The sequence below is a fragment of the Sphingomonas anseongensis genome, assembly GCF_023516495.1.
GTDB lineage: Bacteria > Pseudomonadota > Alphaproteobacteria > Sphingomonadales > Sphingomonadaceae > Sphingomicrobium > Sphingomicrobium anseongensis.
Genome location: NZ_JAMGBC010000001.1, coordinates 1,436,439 through 1,451,151, shown reverse-complemented (window position 1 = coordinate 1,451,151; position 14,713 = coordinate 1,436,439). Strand labels below are relative to the sequence as shown.

The window sequence follows — 14,713 nt, the reverse complement described above, 5'->3', positions numbered from 1 at the left end:
CTACTGCAAGTAGCTCATCAGCGCGACCAGCTTGATCCAGATCCGCCCGATCGGATTCAGGAGGGAATGATCGTCGGTGAAGATGATGACGTTGGCCTGGGCTCCGCTTCGGCCGACGTCGATTCCGGCCTTCTTCGATTCATCCGGAAGCACCATGATCCGCACCGGGAACCGCTGCGGATCGCGAAGCCAGCCGCTCTGCGATTCGACTGAAGCAAGCTGGCCCGTTGGCGCTTCGTCACCCTGGCTAATCCCCCAGCCGATGCTCTGGACCCGACCGTGGAAGAGTCTGCCAGGACGGATGTCGAGCACGATCGTGACGTCCTGGCCCGGCGCCACGTTGCCCAGCTGGTTTTCGCGCATGTCGGCCGAAATCCATCGTGGGCCGCGCTCGAGGAAACTGAGCAAGGGCTGGGCGGCGCCGACATACTGGCCCGGCGCGAGCCGCAGGTTGGTGACGATCCCGTCGGCCGGAGCGACGACCGTAGTGTTGCGAAGGTCGAGCTGCGCCTGTTGAAGCGCGGCATAGGCCTGCTTGACCTTCGGGTTCGACCGGCCGGGAGCGCCGAGATTGGCGATGGCAGCGCGCAGATCGGCCTTCGCCTTTTCGCGGTCCGCCTGTGTTTTCCCGATTTCGGCAAGGGCCCGAATCGCGTTGGTCTCGGCCAGCGCCTTCTTGTCGACGAGATCGGTAACGATCTTGCCGAGCTTGCGATTGGCATCGAGATCGACGGTTTGTTTCTGGAGCTGCGCCTGGGCGGCGGCGACGTCGGCAACCGACACATCGGCCGCCTGGAGTGCGACGGACAAATTGGCTTCGGCAGACTGGACCGCGAGGGCATAGGGCTCCGGGTCGATCCGAAACAGCAGCTGGCCTTTCCTGACCGCACCATTGTCCTTCACCGCGACGTCCATCACCTCGCCGGAAACTTCGGGTGAGATCTGGGTCAGGAAAGTCTCGACACGGGCTTGAGACGTGTAGGGAGTGAAGCGGTCGGCAAGCACGTGGTAAAAGAACAGGATGGCGATGACGGCGAGAGCCGCGCCAATGATCTTCCGCATCGGATTTGACGGCGCCCGGCCGGGTTCCGCACCGGTGCCGACGTCAATCTCCGTGGGGGCGGGCGTCGTGCTCATTGCTTTACCGATGTTGCGAGCACGGCGGCCGCCGCCGGCGGCTCTTGGGTCCAGTCGCCTCCAAGCGCGCGATAGACGTTCACCAGCGCCCGCGCGTAATCGCCGCGGGCCGACGCGAGCTGAAGCTGAGCGGAAAACAGGCTCCGCTCCGTGTCGAGGACTTCGAGATAGTCGGAATAGCCGTTGTCGTAGCGCTCGTTGGCCAGCTCGACCCCGCGTTGCAGGGTGGCGACCCGCCGCTCGAGGGTCTCGCGCAGCTCGGCACTGTGCCGCAGGTCGGCCAGCGAGTCCTCGACGTCCCGGAAGGCGTTCTGGATAACCAGCTCGTAGTTGGCGAGCGATTGGACCCGGCGCGCCTCCGCCTGGTCGACGGCGGCCGTCAGGCCACCTCCCGTATAGATCGGCCCGGCGACGTCGCCCGTGAAAGACCATGTCCGCGCCGGCCCGCTGAACAGGCTACCGAGCGAACCGCTGGCGAAACCCAGAAGCCCTGTCAGGGTGATGCGCGGAAAGAATTGCGCCCGGGCGACGCCGATAAGGGCGTTCGATGCGACGAGTTGCTGCTCGGCCTGAAGGATGTCGGGCCGACGCACGAGAAGCTCGGAAGGGATGCCCGCCGGTAGCGTCGGAAGGCGCATCGACTCAAGCTTGGCTGTGCGAACGATTCCTCCCGGATTTCGCCCGAGCAGTACCGACAGCGCATGCTCCTGAAGCGCGATGGCCTGCCGGATCGGAGGAAGCTGGCTCTGCGCGGATTCATATTCCGCGCGCACCTGCGACATCTCGAACTCCGACACCCAGCCGCCTTTCAGGCGCATTTCGAACAGGTCGACCGACTTCTTGCGGCCGGCAACCGTCGCCTCGGTGACCCGCAATTGCTCGTCGAGGTCGAGAAGCGTGACATAGACGGAGACCACTGAAGAGATGAGCGTCAGTATGACTCCCCGTCGCCCTTCTTCGGTGGCGAGCAGGTTGGCCCGCGCAGCTTCGGTCTCGCGCCGGATCCGGCCCCAAAGATCCAGTTCCCAGCTTGCGGACAACAGGCTGGTGAATGTCGTGCTCAGTGGGTCGATGAAGGTCGGAAGTTTGTCCGCGCTGCTTCTGGAGCGGTTGCCGCTGAGCCCATAGCCGACCTGCGGATAGGCCTGCGAGCGTGTGCCGGCGAGTATCGCCGCGAACTCGTCCACGCGCGCCGCAGCAATGACCAGATTGCGATTGTTTGTGAGTGCTTCGGCAACCATCGAGTCGAGATGGGGGTCGCCGAATTGCTGCCACCAGCCGATTGCGTCTTGCGGCTGAGGAATCGAGGAGGGAGCGTACCGATAGGCAGCCGGCGGAGTGATTGCCGGAGGGACGTAGTCGGGGCCCTGGACGCAGCCGGCGACAACAGCAAGCGAGGAGGCCGCGTAGCCAAGCCGTGCAACCACGGGCGTCACTCTACTGCACCCTGGGCACGAGGCGGGGGCGACCGGAAGCGATCATAGATCGTCGGCGGGCTGTTTCGCATCGCCTGCAACTGCATGATCATCGCCAGCTGCGATTCCCGTTCCAGCCCAGACGTCGGGCGGTTGAGATCGGTGATCACGCTCACCGACAGCGCGAGCACTGCGAAAAGAACTAGCGCGCAGGGCCAGGTGCGCCCGGTCGGGACCGAATGACCGACGACGGCCGCTGCGGCGACAAGTGAAATCAGGAGCAGCTTCAGGACTTCAGGCGGAAACTGCAGCTGGCGGGCCACTTTGCGATCGGTGTCCCGATCGATCAGGTCATTGAACGTAAGCAGCAGGGGCGTTGTGATTCCGTGGGCGAGGGCGGATTCCCGCGATGCCGTTACGGCGGCCCAAATCGCCGTCAGCAACGCATCGTTCACCTGCAAGCGACGACTGACATCCGCGCCGTTCGCGAGCTCAATACGGTTGTCGGTATAAGCGACCAGCAATTGACTGAGCCGCGACCGGTGAGGCTCGTCGAGGAGTTGCACCCGTAAATAAGCGGTGCCGATGGCGTTCGCTTCCTGAGTGACCAGTTCGCGCCGTGTTTCGTACCGGTTCAGCACCATCGCGAAGCTGAAGGCCAGCAACAGCGCCAGGAGGCCGAGGGTGCCGCCGACAAGCGGCCCGTCTTGCGAGGCCAGGTCATCGGCTTCGCCGCCACTCCGTGCGAGACGAAAGCGCCCGGCGAAATTGCCGGCGATGGCGCTGAGTAGCATTGCGGCGAACGTGGTGAGAGCGACCTCCAACAGTGAGAGTCGGGACAGCCAGTCGGTCAGCCCTCCGCCCTCCATCGACATCTTCTCCCTGGCTCGGTCCGCGGAGCCCTGCCTGAGCGACGCGCGCGTGCGCCGCCGGATTTCCTCGCCCAAGGTCTGTGGAACTGGGCAGGGTGCGTGAATTGGGGGATTCCGCAGAAGCCCTTAGGGACATCCCTGATACGGGTCTCAGCCTCGTCCGCTGCGGACAGTTGCCCTCGCCTAAGCAGATACCCCAATTGCGTCGCGCTCGCGGGACGCGAACAGCGGCGTATCGTGGACGAGACGGCTTCAAAGATGAGGGGTCTGAAACGCCCGCTGCACAGTTCCGGGTTCTGGCAGGCCTATTTCCAGTCGCGCTACGCGATCCTATTCTATTCGCTGCTGCTCATGCTTGTAGCGATGCCGACGGCCAACACGTTCGGGCTGTCGCAGCTCGTGATCAAACTGTGGTTTGCGCTTTGCCTGTTGCTTGCCGTCATACCAAGCGCCAGCAAGCGCGGCCGCTGGTTCCTCGTGTCGGCAATCCTGCTGCTCATCCTGATCCGGTTCATATCAGAACGCGACGAGGTCCCTATCGACTTCGGCCCGGTTCTCGTTGTCTATGCCCTTGCGGGGCTCGCGGCGGCTGCCGGTACGCTGCGCTTTGCGGTCAGCTCGCCGGTCGTCGATTCCGAGACGATCTATGCGGCGCTTAGCACCTATCTTCTCGCCGGCCTGTTCTTTGGCGTCCTTTACTCTGCAGTCGAATATATGGCCCCCGGCAGCTTCTCCGGGCCAGGCAAGTTTTCCGAATCCGCGGCCGTCTATTACAGCTTCGTCACGGTCGCGACGCTCGGCTATGGCGACTATCTGCCACGAACCGATATCAGCCGCGGAATCGCGGTGCTTGAAGTTATCGGCGGGCAGCTGTTCCTCGCGGTCATGGTCGCACGGCTTATCGGCGCCTTCGACCCTCCCAAGCGGGATTGAGAAAGGCTTTCGGCTCGATCACGCTGCCCGTGGCTTGCGCGGCAGCTGCGTGACGTTCTTCCCTGGCGCGTCGAGCCATTCGCGGAATAGCACATAGCCGACGGCGAGAAGGACGGCGCCGATGAACAGGCCCACGAGGCCGTAGGCCATCACGCCGCCAATGACGCCAAGCAGGATGACCGGCATCGGAACCTCCAGGCCGTGGCCGATCATCATCGGTTTGAGCACCGCGTCGCTGAGCCCGGCGACAACCGACCAGACGGTGAAGATGATCGCCACCGTCGAGGTCTGCGTGGAAAAGGCCCAGACGATCGCCGGCAAGGTGACCAGCACTACCGGGACCTGAACCACGCCAAGGGCCATCGCGACGATCGACAACAATCCGGCGCCCGGAACCCCGACGGCGAAGAAGCCGATGCCGCAGAGAAGGGCCTGCACGAAAGCGACACCGATGACACCGTTCGCGACCGATTTTATCGTCGCTCCGATGACATCCATATAATGCTCGCCGCATTCGCGGCTGCCGGTGATCCGGGCGAGGATGCTTGAGATGAAGGCACGCGCGCTTTCCGAATAAGCGAGCGTGATCGCTGCGAAGACGACGGCGGCGACAATCGCGAGCACCGTCACGAAGAGGCTTCCGGCAAAGCTGACCAGGCCCTTGGCGAATGTAGCGAGCTGCGGTTTATACTTCTGGGCGAAGGCCGGCATGTCGGTCGCCGCCTGAGTCCACGCCGCGTGCGCCGGCGCGCCGACCACGGGCAGGCCCTGGAGCCGCTCTGGCGGCGGCGGGATCTGCTGGTCGCCCGTCTGGATCGCGGCAACGACCTTGGGGATCGAGCCGGCGGCGCTGATCGCTGCGATGGTCGTCGGCACGAGCACCAGGGCGGACAGCCCCACGCCGATGACAATCGCCGACATCCGGTTGCTCATCGACTTCTTCAGCCTGCGGTGAACAGGGTAGAAACAGACGGCGAAGATGATCGTCCAAATCAGCAGCCCGACGAAGGGGACGAGTAGTTGCACGCAAAGCGCGATGAGCACCGCCAGCAGCAGCAAGGGAAGGACGATGTCGACGACTCGCCCAGTGGTCAGTCGGGTAATGGCTGTATCGGTCATGGCCGCCACCTTCAGCTACCTGCCCGGTGGCGCTCGTTGCGGCGGCCACGCCAGTGCAGGAGGTTGTGCCAAACCAATCCTAAGAGCTCACCCGCGCGCCGCTATCGGGGCTTTTCTCTAGGAGCCCAGCACCTCGCCTGCGCCACTCTGCGACGGCGGGCCGCGTAGGTATTTTTCTCGGTAATGCTGCGGGTTGCCCCTCACTGACGCTCCAACCGCATCAACATAGGCTCCTGTCCGATCGACCGGCCTCGGGGTCCGACGGGAGGGTATATGCGGTACAGGTATTTGGCGGCTGCATCGGCGCTGGTTCTCGCCTCGCCGGCGTACGCCTTGGGAACTGACAGCACAGCCGCTTCTGCAGCCGCGGCACAGCCCGACTCCGGCCAGCTCACTCCGGAACAGCGCGCGCAGGCGCTTCAGGAGCTGCAGGACTTGCAGGCGCGGATGCGACGGCTCGAGACGGTGCTCGGAGTTCCGAACACGCCGCCGCCTCCGGTTGCAGCGCCAGTTGCTCACAAGGGCATGTCGGCCGATCACAATCTGGAGCTCTACGGTTTCCTCCAGCTCGATGCGATCCAGGACTTCGACCGCGTGAATCCGGATTGGGACGCGACCCTTCGGCCGTCGAGGATTCCGACAATCAAGGGGCAATTCGGAAGCGACGGTCAGTCGGTCTTCTCGGTCCGCCAATCGCGGCTCGGAGCGAAGGCGACGGGGACGATCGCGGGCAAGCCTTATGAAGCGAAATTCGAATTCGACCTTTACGGCACCGGTGTCGACGCCGGGCAGACCACGATGCGGGTCCGGCACATGTACGCCAGCTGGGGACCGTTCCTGGCCGGCCAGACGAACACCCTGTTCATGGACGGCGACATCTTCCCCAACGTCATCGATTACTGGGGCCCGGCCGGGATGGTCTTCGTCCGTAACCCGCAACTTCGCTGGACGTTCTGGAACCGCAACGGCTGGAAGGCGGCCGTCGCTCTCGAGCACGCGACGAACGACATCGACGCGGGAAATCTCCGCCTGATCGATGAGTCCATCTCCTCGAACATCCGGAACGACGAGAAGATGCCCGATTTCACCGCCCAGGTTCGCTATGCGGGAGACTGGGGCCACGTCCAGCTGGCCGGTATCCTCCGCCGGGTAGGGTACGACACGATCGGCACCGCCGACAACAAGCCCAAAGGCCATGAGCTCGGCTGGGGCGTCGACCTCACCGGTTCCTTCAAGGCGTCGCTCGCGACCTTCCGACTGGGCGCCGTCTACGGCCGCGGGATCGCGACCTATATGAACGACGGCGGCATGGACCTGGGGCCCAACGCGGCCGTCATTCCCCAGCCGGGCACGCTCGTGCTCGTGCCGAGCGCGGAAGCAGTGAAGCTGTTCGGAATGAGTGCGTATGTCGATCTCAACTGGTCAAAGAAGTGGACGTCAGCGATCGGCTACAGCTTCGACCAGGTGGACAACACGAGCTTCCAGGCGCCGGACGCGTTCCACAAGGGCCAATATGCCTCTGTGAACCTGCTCTGGCACCCGGCCAGCAACATCTTCACCGGCGGCGAGCTGCTGTGGGGCAAGCGCACGGACAACGACGGGAATTCCGGCAAGGACTTGCGTTTTCAGTACAGCTTCCACTGGGACTTCTCGAGCAAGAACCTCTGGAGCCTGTTCGACTGACGGCAATCGCTGGCGCTTCGACCTGATTGGGGCGAGCGAATTGTCCCTAAGCAAATGCAGCTACGGCAATCTCGGGGCTTGTGCCGATGGGGAGCGTTCGCTCGACGGGCTAAACCTCGGTCGAGGAGATAGTTGCCCATGGAATCGGACCTCGCCTACTTCAGCCACCGCGCGGAAGAGGAACTTCGCGCCGCCGGCGAGGCCGGAAACACCGAAGCGCGTCGCGCTCATATGCAGCTGGCGTCGCGCTATACCGACCTCGCGCAGGGCATTATGGCGCACGAACGCGTCCTGTTCGGGCACGACGTCCACCAGCGGCACGTCACGAAGCAACTCGAAAAGCGAGTGGGCATCTGGCTCTGACCGGATACGCGGCCCGGTTCGCCCGCGCCAGGCCGGTCAGGTGCCTTCGCTGAACTAATTGGGTGCAAACCCCGATACCGTGCCGCGGACCGGAGCCGCATCGATCGGCCATGACCGCCTGGTTCATCGACACGCTGAAGACTTACCCCGAGCTCCTGATCTTCGTCGCGCTCGCCCTCGGCTTCTGGATCGGCCCGAAAAAGCTCGGCGGGTTTTCGCTCGGCAACGTCACCGCCACACTGTTGGCGGCGATTGTGGTCGGGCAATTGGGAATACCGATTGCCGGTCCGATCAAGTCCGCCTTCTTCCTGCTCTTCCTCTTCGCCGTCGGTTACGGCGTGGGTCCGCAATTCTTCGCCGGCCTGAGCAAGGAGGGCCCCAAACAGATCCTCTTCACGGTGATCGTCTGTTCGCTGTGCCTTGCGTCGGTTGTGGCGGTATCGAAATTCGGCGGGTTCGACATCGGTTATGCGGCGGGAATCTACGCCGGATCGCAGACCATTTCGGCGTCGATCGGCGTGGCCACCGACCAGATCAACCGGCTTGGCCAGGACCCGGCGGCGGTCAAGGCGATCCTCGACAAGATACCCGTCGGCTATGCCGTCACTTACATCTACGGGACGGTCGGGTCGGCAATCGTCATTGCCACGCTCGGCCCGAAGCTTCTGCGCATCGATCTGCCGGCCGCCTGCGTTCAGTATGAGGCCGACCTGGGCGGGGCCATGGAAAGCGATCCCAACATCGCTTCGGCCTACCGCAAGTTCGATGCCCATGCCTATCGGGTCACGGAAGCGAGCGGCCTGGCAGGAAAGACGCTTCGCGATGCGTTCCCAGGCGTACGCATATTCGCCGAGCGCGTTCGCCGGGGCGACGAGATCGTCGACGCGAATGACGATACGGTCCTTCAGGCAGGCGATGTGGCAGTCATTTCCGGCCCGAGAGATTTCCTCGTCGAGCAACTGGACACGAAACTTGCCGAGGTCACGGATCGCGAATTGCTCGACCTTTCGGTCGAAAAGGTCGACGTCCTCGTTCGCAACAAGGCGTACAGCAACAAGACGATCAGCGAGCTCGCCGAAGCTCCGTTCGCCCAGGGCATTTTCCTCAGGAAGATCGTCCGCAACCTGGTCGAGATCCCCGTCTACCCGAACATCGAAATTCTTCGCGGAGACATACTGACGATCGTCGGCTCCACGCGCCGAACAGCCGAGGCCGTTGCCGCGCTCGGCTATGCAGATCGTCCGACGGAAGCGACCGATCTCGCCGTGGTCGCAGCGGGAATCGTCGTGGGCGGCCTTATTGGCGCCCTCACCCTGACAATTTCGGGAGTGCCGATCAGCCTGTCGCCGGCAGGCGGCGCCCTGTTGCTGGGGCTGATCCTCGGCTACCTTCGGGCGGTCAATCCGATCATCGGCAATATCCCTGCTCCCTCGCTGTGGCTGATGAATACCCTGGGGCTGAACGTCTTCATCGCAATCGTTGGGATCAACGCCGGCCCCGGCTTCGTGCAGGGACTGATCGAAGAAGGCATCAGCCTGTTCCTGTGGGGCATCGTTGCCACGTCGATCCCACTGGTCGCCGGCCTGTATCTCGGCCGCTACGTCTTCAAGTTCCACCCCGCGATCCTGTTCGGCGTCGTCGCCGGCGCGAGGACTACGACGGCGGCGCTCGGCATGGTTCAGGAAGAGGCCAAGAGCAAGGTTCCCGCCCTTGGCTACGGCATGCCCTACGCCGTCGGAAACACGCTTCTCACGATCTTCGGAATGGCTGTCGTTCTGTTGATGAGCTGACGTTCGCCAACTCGCCTTGGAGGCCGATATGGATGTCATGACACTGAAGGAATATCAGGCGTTGAGCCCTTTCGAGATCAAGGACTTCCTGATCAAGGAAGCCCTCAAGAGGTCCGACGACGAGGCGATTTCCTTCATCAATGCGGGGCGCGGAAATCCGAACTGGATCGCGACCGTTCCGCGCGACGCCTTCTTCCTTCTCGGCCAGTTCGCGATGACTGAAAGCAGGCGGGTGCTCGACCTGCCGCCCGCCATCGGCGGGATGGCCAAGGCGAAGGGGATTGGCGAGCGGCTTCGCTCCTGGCTGGCGACCAAGGGCTCGACGCCGGGCGCGGCGTTCCTGGCTGACATGGTCTCGTGGGCGCTCGAGAAATTCGGCTTCGTTGAGGACGAATTCGTCCACGAGCTCGTCGATTCCATCATTGGCGACAACTACCCCGTGCCGGACCGGATGCTCAAACATGCCGAGATCGTGGTCCGCGAATATATCCAGTGGGCGATGTGCGGAGATCCGCGGCCGGAAGGCACGTTCAAGCTCTACGCGGTCGAGGGCGGGACGGCCGCAATGTGCTACATCTTCAAGTCGCTTAAGACGAACCGGCTGCTCAATCCGGGCGACCGGATCGCGCTGTCTGTTCCAATCTTCACGCCCTATCTCGAAATGCCGATCCTCGAGGATTACGGGCTCGAGATCACCGAGATCCATTCGCTTCAGGAAGACCGTTTCCAGATCGGCGACGATCTCGACAAGCTACTCAATCCCGCGATCAAGGCCTTCTTCGTCGTCAATCCCGGCAATCCAAGCGCAATGGCCCTGTCGGCCGAGACGATCGACCGGATCGGCAAGATCCTGGAGGCCAGGCCCGACCTCATCCTGCTGACCGACGACGTTTACGGGACGTTCGTGCCCGGCTTCCGTTCGCTGATGGGGGCGTTCCCGCACAACACGATCGGGGTCTATTCCTACAGCAAATATTTCGGCTGCACCGGCTGGCGGCTCGGAATCATCGCGCTTCACGAGGACAACGTCCTCGACCGCCTGGTCAGGAGCCACTCGGAAGAGATCAAGGCGACGATCAACCACCGTTATCATGCGCTGACTCTTGAGCCGGACAAGCTTGCCTTCATCGACCGAATCGTCGCCGACAGCCGCGACGTCGCTCTAAACCACACGGCCGGCCTGTCGCTGCCACAGCAAGTCATGATGTCGATCTTCTCGATCTACGAATTGATGGACACCGCCAAGGACTACCAGCGCGCCTGCATCGGCATCGTGAAAAAGAGGTTCGAGGCGACGATCGAGGGTCTCGGCATCGAGGTCCTCGATAATCCGAACTACGATTATTATTACGGGCTGATCGACTTCGAATTCTGGATGCGGAAGTATCTGGGCGAAGACGTCGTCAACTGGGTGAAGGCGAACGTCCACCCGCTCGACCCCGTGTTCAGGCTCGCCGAGCAACACGGAATCGTCCTTCTCAACGGCAACGGCTTCGCAGCGCCCGACTGGTCGGTGCGAGTCTCCTTCGCCAACCTTCCGGACCACGTTTACGACGATATCGGACGCGCCGTCCGAAGCATCTCCAAAGGCTATCGCGTGGCTTACGAAGCAAGCCTTGCCCCGCAGGCGCCGCCGTTGGCGCCACAGCCCCACTGATCGGAAAGGAACCCGCCATGCGTCGTTTCATCTTCACCCTCGGGCTACTCGCCAGCGTGTCCTTCGGCTCAGTTGCGGACGCGCAAAGCGCGCGCGTGCGCATCGTTGCCACCGGCGGCACCATTGCCGGCGCCCAGGCCAAGGCCGGGGAATATGGATACAAGGCGGGCGCGTTCGACGTTCAGCAGCTGATCGACGCGGTGCCGAACCTGAACAAGCTCGCGGTTATCAGCGGCGAACAGGTCGTGAAGATCGGCAGCCAGGACATGAATGACGAGGTGTGGCTGAAGCTTGCCAACCGCGTGAACGCGATCCTGAACTCACCCGATTACGACGGCGTGGTCATCACCCACGGCACCGACACTCTTGAGGAAACTGCCTATTTCCTGAGCCTGGTCACGCACAGCGACAAGCCGATCGTGATGGTTGCTGCAATGCGCCCTGCAACCGCAATCAGCGCCGACGGCCCGGGCAATCTCTACAATGCAGTCGCCGCCGCAGCGAGCCCGCTGGCGCGCGGGCGCGGCGTCTTGATCTCGTTGAACGACGAGCTCGACTATGCACGTAACGCGACCAAGACCAATGCGACGCGCGTGCAAACGTTCGCGAGCGTTAACAGGGGCCCGGCGGCGCTTGCCAACACCGGCACCATCAACTGGTTCGCGCCGCTCGAAAAGAAGTACGGGCGCACGAGCGTCTTTTCGGTCGATGGACTGACGAGCCTTCCGCGCGTCGATATTCTCTATGCCTATCCCAACATGAGCGTGGACCTGATCGACGCGGCCGTGAAAAACGGCGCAAAGGGGCTCGTCATCGCCGGCGTCGGTGCCGGGAACATGACGGAGCCCGCGCTCAACCGCCTCGCGGAAGCAGCGAAGGCCGGGGTCGTCGTCGTTCGGAGCACCAGGACTGGCTCCGGGATCATCTACCGCAACAACGAAATCGATGATGACAAGATGAACTTCGTCGCTTCGGGCGAGCTCAACCCCGGCAAGTCGCGAGTGCTGCTTCAGCTGGCGCTGACGAAAACGGCGGACCCGCGCCAGGTCCAGCAGTATTTCGATCAATATTGAACGGAGCGGCGGGTGGGGGCGCCCGGCCCAACCGGCGGGCGCCCGCTTCTAGCGAGTGCTGAACGCGCTCTTGAGCAGCATCAGGCACAGCGCCGTAGAAATCGCGAACGCAAACAGGCTGGTCGTCTGTCCGATCGCATGGCCGCTGATCGTGATCGGGAAACCGACCATCAAACGATAAAGGCTCGCGAGCGCGAGCGCGGCGAAAATCAGTGCTCCGATGACGATGAAGAGTCTGTTGCTGGACATGTGCAATCCCCGATCTGGCGCGTCATCTGTCGCCTCGCCGCGACATCGAGTCACTCAGCCAAAACCCCGAGGAAATTGAACAGCGGCGAGCGCGCCGCTTTCGGCTCGGCGAGCTGTCGAGCGCGATCGGCCTGGCGGAGGAGGAAGGCCCGCCCTCACGGGGTGGGGAGGAGAGCGAAGACGGGCCTTCACGCCAGCGCCGTCCTGTCTTGGCCATAAAGTCACGCGCGACAAGCTGCTGCTATCACCTACGTACATACCTCTGCTGTCGGGCACGTTGCGCCCTTCACAAAGCCTGTGGAACCAAGGGTTGCGACCGGCAACGGGTCCTGAATCAACCGCCCCCACTCATCGGGTTTCCACTGATGGAGCGCCTCCGGCGCAAGCCCCTAGGCAAATCGAGGAACTCGCGCCGCACGCAGCGTATCGCGGCCCCAACAATGAGGACGGGCATCATGACGAACAGGAAGAAGCAGTTAGCGTTCGCGGCAGTTGCAGTGGCAGCCGTTGCGTTGGGCGGATGCGCCACGGAAGATTACGTGAACGAGAGAATTGCCACGGTTCAATCGAGCGTGGATGCTCTCGCGGGGCAGATGAATAGCCGCGTAGGCGCGGTCGAGGCCAAGACCAGCGAACATGACACGCGCCTGGCAGCCGTCGAAAAGGGCAAGTTCAACTACCAGAAGGTCGGCGAGACAGCCCTGCTGTTCGACACCGGAAGCTACAGGCTGAAAGCCGAGGAAGCGGCCAAGCTGGATACAGCTCTGGCCGGTCTCAAGGCGGCAGACAGAAGCGCATATATCGAAATCGAAGGCTTTGCCGATCCGCGCGGCGGCGCGAAGAGCAATCGCGAGCTCGGACTTCGGCGGGCGCGGGAGGTATACAATTACCTCCGCGACCAGGGAGTCGCGCTCAACCGGATGATGCTGTTCAGCCACGGCGAAGAGCAGCAGATTGCCGACGGCAACAACGACATGAACCGACGAGTGGTGGTCACCGTCGTTCAGTAGAAACCAGCACGTCTCTATCGGCCTTCAGAGCGGGCCTGGCGCCGCCGGAAACATTCCTCCTCCGATGTTTCCGGCGGCGCAACGCTTAATCCCCCATACACATCCCGTCGCTCACACTCTTAGGTGGGGCAATTGGGAGTGGCTTTATGCGGCTGCAGTCATTTGTCGTTGGATCCGACGAGATCGAACTTTCGCTCGGCAGGGACGATGGGGGCAAGGAGTATTTCTTCGCTCGCCTGCCGCTGCCGGATGATGATTTCTCGAGCCGGTCTCTCGACGAAGTTCGCCTGTCGAGCCTCCGCCGCGTGTACGAGGCCATTCACAACGAAATCGGAAGGCTCAGCGAGCGCGTAAAAGAGCGCGCTTGAACCCCCGCGAATAGCGGGTTTTCCCCGATACCGGCGTGCCCGCAGCGTGCTCAAAATTCGGCCATCATTTGACGATTGGCCGAGAGGATGAGCCCGATGTCACGCCTGAACCGCAATCTTCTAGCTGCTGCGCTGCTCGCCGCGGCTTTCCAGACCCCCGCCATCGCCGCGCCGGTGAAGGTGCAGGGCGTGGTCGTCACCAACCAGAACGGCCAGCTGACGATCAAGACGCCGAACGGCGACCAGACCATCGTCCTTCCGCCCAATACTCCAATACGCTCGATTTCCGGCGTCTTCGGCGGCCAGAAGGAAGAGGTTTCGCACGCCGCGCTGCTGCCCGGCTTGCCCGTCACGATCGAAGGCGACGATTCGAGCGGCCGCGTAGTCGCAGGCAAGGTGGATTACAAAGCCAGCGACTACAAAACCGCCGTTCAAATCAATGCCGGAGTCCAGGAAACCGCGCGTCGCGAAGCCGAGCTTCGCTCTGCCTATTCGAAGATGGGCGATTGGGACATCCGCGCGGAGGAGAACATCTATTTCAAGACCGGCAGCGCCGCCATTTCAGCGGCCGACAAAGACCGGTTGATGGAAATTGCAGGCAAAGCCAAAGGCATCAAGGGATATGTGGTGTCTGTGCTGGGCTACGCCGATCCCAGGGGCAATGCTGCAGCGAACGAAAGGCTGAGCAATCGCCGGGCCCAGGCTGTCATCAATTACCTGAAGCAGAGCGGACATTTGCTTCCGGGCCGGGTTCTCTCGGCATCGGCGATGGGCGAGATGAACATCCCGATCGACAAGGCTGACGCAACTGCCCATGCCAGCGCGCGCCGAGTAACGGTCCGCGTGCTTACGAGCTCGGCTCACCTGCAACCGTAGGTAGCGGCTTCGGCACGTCTGGAGCGCCCGCGCCAACATCTGCGGGATACGGGAACAGCAGGTGGCGGTGGGCGCAGGCGTCTGCGAACTTCTCTCTGATGCAGGGTCTGGGAATTCCCCGAGGCGTCCAGCTGCACGGGCGTGTCACGAGTGAGTTGGACTTAACTA

14 protein-coding genes are annotated in these 14,713 nt (G+C 62.8%); 9 read left to right on the top strand and 5 right to left on the bottom strand.

The window, feature by feature from the left end; translation table 11 throughout:
• The 3 genes from LZ519_RS07480 to LZ519_RS07470 are packed head-to-tail and all read right to left on the bottom strand — an operon-like array spanning window position 1 to window position 3,427.
• Entirely contained in the window at window positions 1-1,137 is a 1,137-nt protein-coding gene (locus LZ519_RS07480; RefSeq protein WP_249868071.1) for an HlyD family secretion protein, read from the bottom strand.
• On the bottom strand, window positions 1,134-2,573 hold the full coding sequence (locus tag LZ519_RS07475) for an efflux transporter outer membrane subunit (RefSeq protein WP_249868070.1): 1,440 nt from the start codon (window positions 2,571-2,573) through the stop codon (window positions 1,134-1,136). The genes LZ519_RS07480 and LZ519_RS07475 overlap by 4 nt, the downstream gene beginning before the upstream one ends.
• Complete coding sequence (locus LZ519_RS07470) at window positions 2,570-3,427, bottom strand: bestrophin-like domain (protein ID WP_249868069.1); 858 nt, start codon at window positions 3,425-3,427, stop codon at window positions 2,570-2,572. Before LZ519_RS07470 ends, LZ519_RS07475 begins: the two co-directional genes overlap by 4 nt.
• A gap of 255 nt (window positions 3,428-3,682) precedes the next feature.
• Here LZ519_RS07470 and LZ519_RS07465 point away from each other — a divergent pair, with 255 nt between their 5' ends.
• Window positions 3,683-4,357 (top strand): potassium channel family protein, encoded by a 675-nt coding sequence (locus LZ519_RS07465; RefSeq protein ID WP_249868068.1) that lies wholly within the window; start codon window positions 3,683-3,685, stop codon window positions 4,355-4,357.
• A gap of 18 nt (window positions 4,358-4,375) precedes the next feature.
• Here LZ519_RS07465 and LZ519_RS07460 read toward each other — a convergent pair whose 3' ends face one another.
• Complete coding sequence (locus LZ519_RS07460; protein WP_249868067.1) at window positions 4,376-5,476, bottom strand: AI-2E family transporter; 1,101 nt, start codon at window positions 5,474-5,476, stop codon at window positions 4,376-4,378.
• Between the two features lie 273 nt (window positions 5,477-5,749).
• Between LZ519_RS07460 and LZ519_RS07455 the strand changes: the two genes are divergently transcribed.
• From LZ519_RS07455 to LZ519_RS07435, 5 genes are all read left to right on the top strand, one after another.
• Entirely contained in the window at window positions 5,750-7,159 is a 1,410-nt protein-coding gene (locus tag LZ519_RS07455) for a DcaP family trimeric outer membrane transporter (RefSeq protein ID WP_249868066.1), read from the top strand.
• A gap of 138 nt (window positions 7,160-7,297) precedes the next feature.
• Window positions 7,298-7,522, top strand: coding sequence for a hypothetical protein (locus tag LZ519_RS07450; RefSeq protein ID WP_249868065.1), 225 nt, complete (start codon window positions 7,298-7,300; stop codon window positions 7,520-7,522).
• Window positions 7,523-7,632: 110 nt separating this feature from the next.
• Window positions 7,633-9,312, top strand: a complete 1,680-nt coding sequence (gene aspT, locus LZ519_RS07445; protein WP_249868064.1) for an aspartate-alanine antiporter — start codon at window positions 7,633-7,635, stop codon at window positions 9,310-9,312.
• A gap of 28 nt (window positions 9,313-9,340) precedes the next feature.
• Window positions 9,341-10,969 (top strand): bifunctional aspartate transaminase/aspartate 4-decarboxylase, encoded by a 1,629-nt coding sequence (locus LZ519_RS07440; protein ID WP_249868063.1) that lies wholly within the window; start codon window positions 9,341-9,343, stop codon window positions 10,967-10,969.
• Between the two features lie 17 nt (window positions 10,970-10,986).
• Entirely contained in the window at window positions 10,987-12,042 is a 1,056-nt protein-coding gene (locus tag LZ519_RS07435) for a type II asparaginase (RefSeq protein ID WP_249868062.1), read from the top strand.
• 48 nt (window positions 12,043-12,090) lie between these two features.
• Here the strand turns inward: LZ519_RS07435 and LZ519_RS07430 are convergent, their stop codons facing one another.
• Window positions 12,091-12,291: a hypothetical protein gene (locus tag LZ519_RS07430; RefSeq protein ID WP_249868061.1), complete on the bottom strand. Its 201-nt coding sequence runs from the start codon at window positions 12,289-12,291 to the stop codon at window positions 12,091-12,093.
• A 455-nt stretch (window positions 12,292-12,746) separates the two neighbouring features.
• Here LZ519_RS07430 and LZ519_RS07425 point away from each other — a divergent pair, with 455 nt between their 5' ends.
• From LZ519_RS07425 to LZ519_RS07415, 3 genes are all read left to right on the top strand, one after another.
• Entirely contained in the window at window positions 12,747-13,301 is a 555-nt protein-coding gene (locus tag LZ519_RS07425) for an OmpA family protein (protein ID WP_249868060.1), read from the top strand.
• A 146-nt stretch (window positions 13,302-13,447) separates the two neighbouring features.
• Complete coding sequence (locus LZ519_RS07420; protein ID WP_249868059.1) at window positions 13,448-13,669, top strand: hypothetical protein; 222 nt, start codon at window positions 13,448-13,450, stop codon at window positions 13,667-13,669.
• A gap of 96 nt (window positions 13,670-13,765) precedes the next feature.
• Window positions 13,766-14,545, top strand: a complete 780-nt coding sequence (locus LZ519_RS07415; protein ID WP_249868058.1) for an OmpA family protein — start codon at window positions 13,766-13,768, stop codon at window positions 14,543-14,545.
• The last annotated feature ends 168 nt before the right edge of the window (window positions 14,546-14,713 follow it).

What these genes read in the sequence shown, in the direction of transcription:
- LZ519_RS07480 (WP_249868071.1), bottom strand. Translation starts at nt 1,137, where the DNA reads ATGAGCACGACGCCCGCCCCCACGGAGATTGACGTCGGCACCGGTGCG.
- LZ519_RS07470 (WP_249868069.1), bottom strand. Translation starts at nt 3,427, where the DNA reads ATGTCGATGGAGGGCGGAGGGCTGACCGACTGGCTGTCCCGACTCTCA.
- LZ519_RS07465 (WP_249868068.1), top strand. Translation starts at nt 3,683, where the DNA reads ATGAGGGGTCTGAAACGCCCGCTGCACAGTTCCGGGTTCTGGCAGGCC.
- LZ519_RS07460 (WP_249868067.1), bottom strand. Translation starts at nt 5,476, where the DNA reads ATGACCGATACAGCCATTACCCGACTGACCACTGGGCGAGTCGTCGAC.
- LZ519_RS07455 (WP_249868066.1), top strand. Translation starts at nt 5,750, where the DNA reads ATGCGGTACAGGTATTTGGCGGCTGCATCGGCGCTGGTTCTCGCCTCG.
- LZ519_RS07450 (WP_249868065.1), top strand. Translation starts at nt 7,298, where the DNA reads ATGGAATCGGACCTCGCCTACTTCAGCCACCGCGCGGAAGAGGAACTT.
- aspT (WP_249868064.1), top strand. Translation starts at nt 7,633, where the DNA reads ATGACCGCCTGGTTCATCGACACGCTGAAGACTTACCCCGAGCTCCTG.
- LZ519_RS07440 (WP_249868063.1), top strand. Translation starts at nt 9,341, where the DNA reads ATGGATGTCATGACACTGAAGGAATATCAGGCGTTGAGCCCTTTCGAG.
- LZ519_RS07435 (WP_249868062.1), top strand. Translation starts at nt 10,987, where the DNA reads ATGCGTCGTTTCATCTTCACCCTCGGGCTACTCGCCAGCGTGTCCTTC.
- LZ519_RS07430 (WP_249868061.1), bottom strand. Translation starts at nt 12,291, where the DNA reads ATGTCCAGCAACAGACTCTTCATCGTCATCGGAGCACTGATTTTCGCC.
- LZ519_RS07425 (WP_249868060.1), top strand. Translation starts at nt 12,747, where the DNA reads ATGACGAACAGGAAGAAGCAGTTAGCGTTCGCGGCAGTTGCAGTGGCA.
- LZ519_RS07420 (WP_249868059.1), top strand. Translation starts at nt 13,448, where the DNA reads ATGCGGCTGCAGTCATTTGTCGTTGGATCCGACGAGATCGAACTTTCG.
- LZ519_RS07415 (WP_249868058.1), top strand. Translation starts at nt 13,766, where the DNA reads ATGTCACGCCTGAACCGCAATCTTCTAGCTGCTGCGCTGCTCGCCGCG.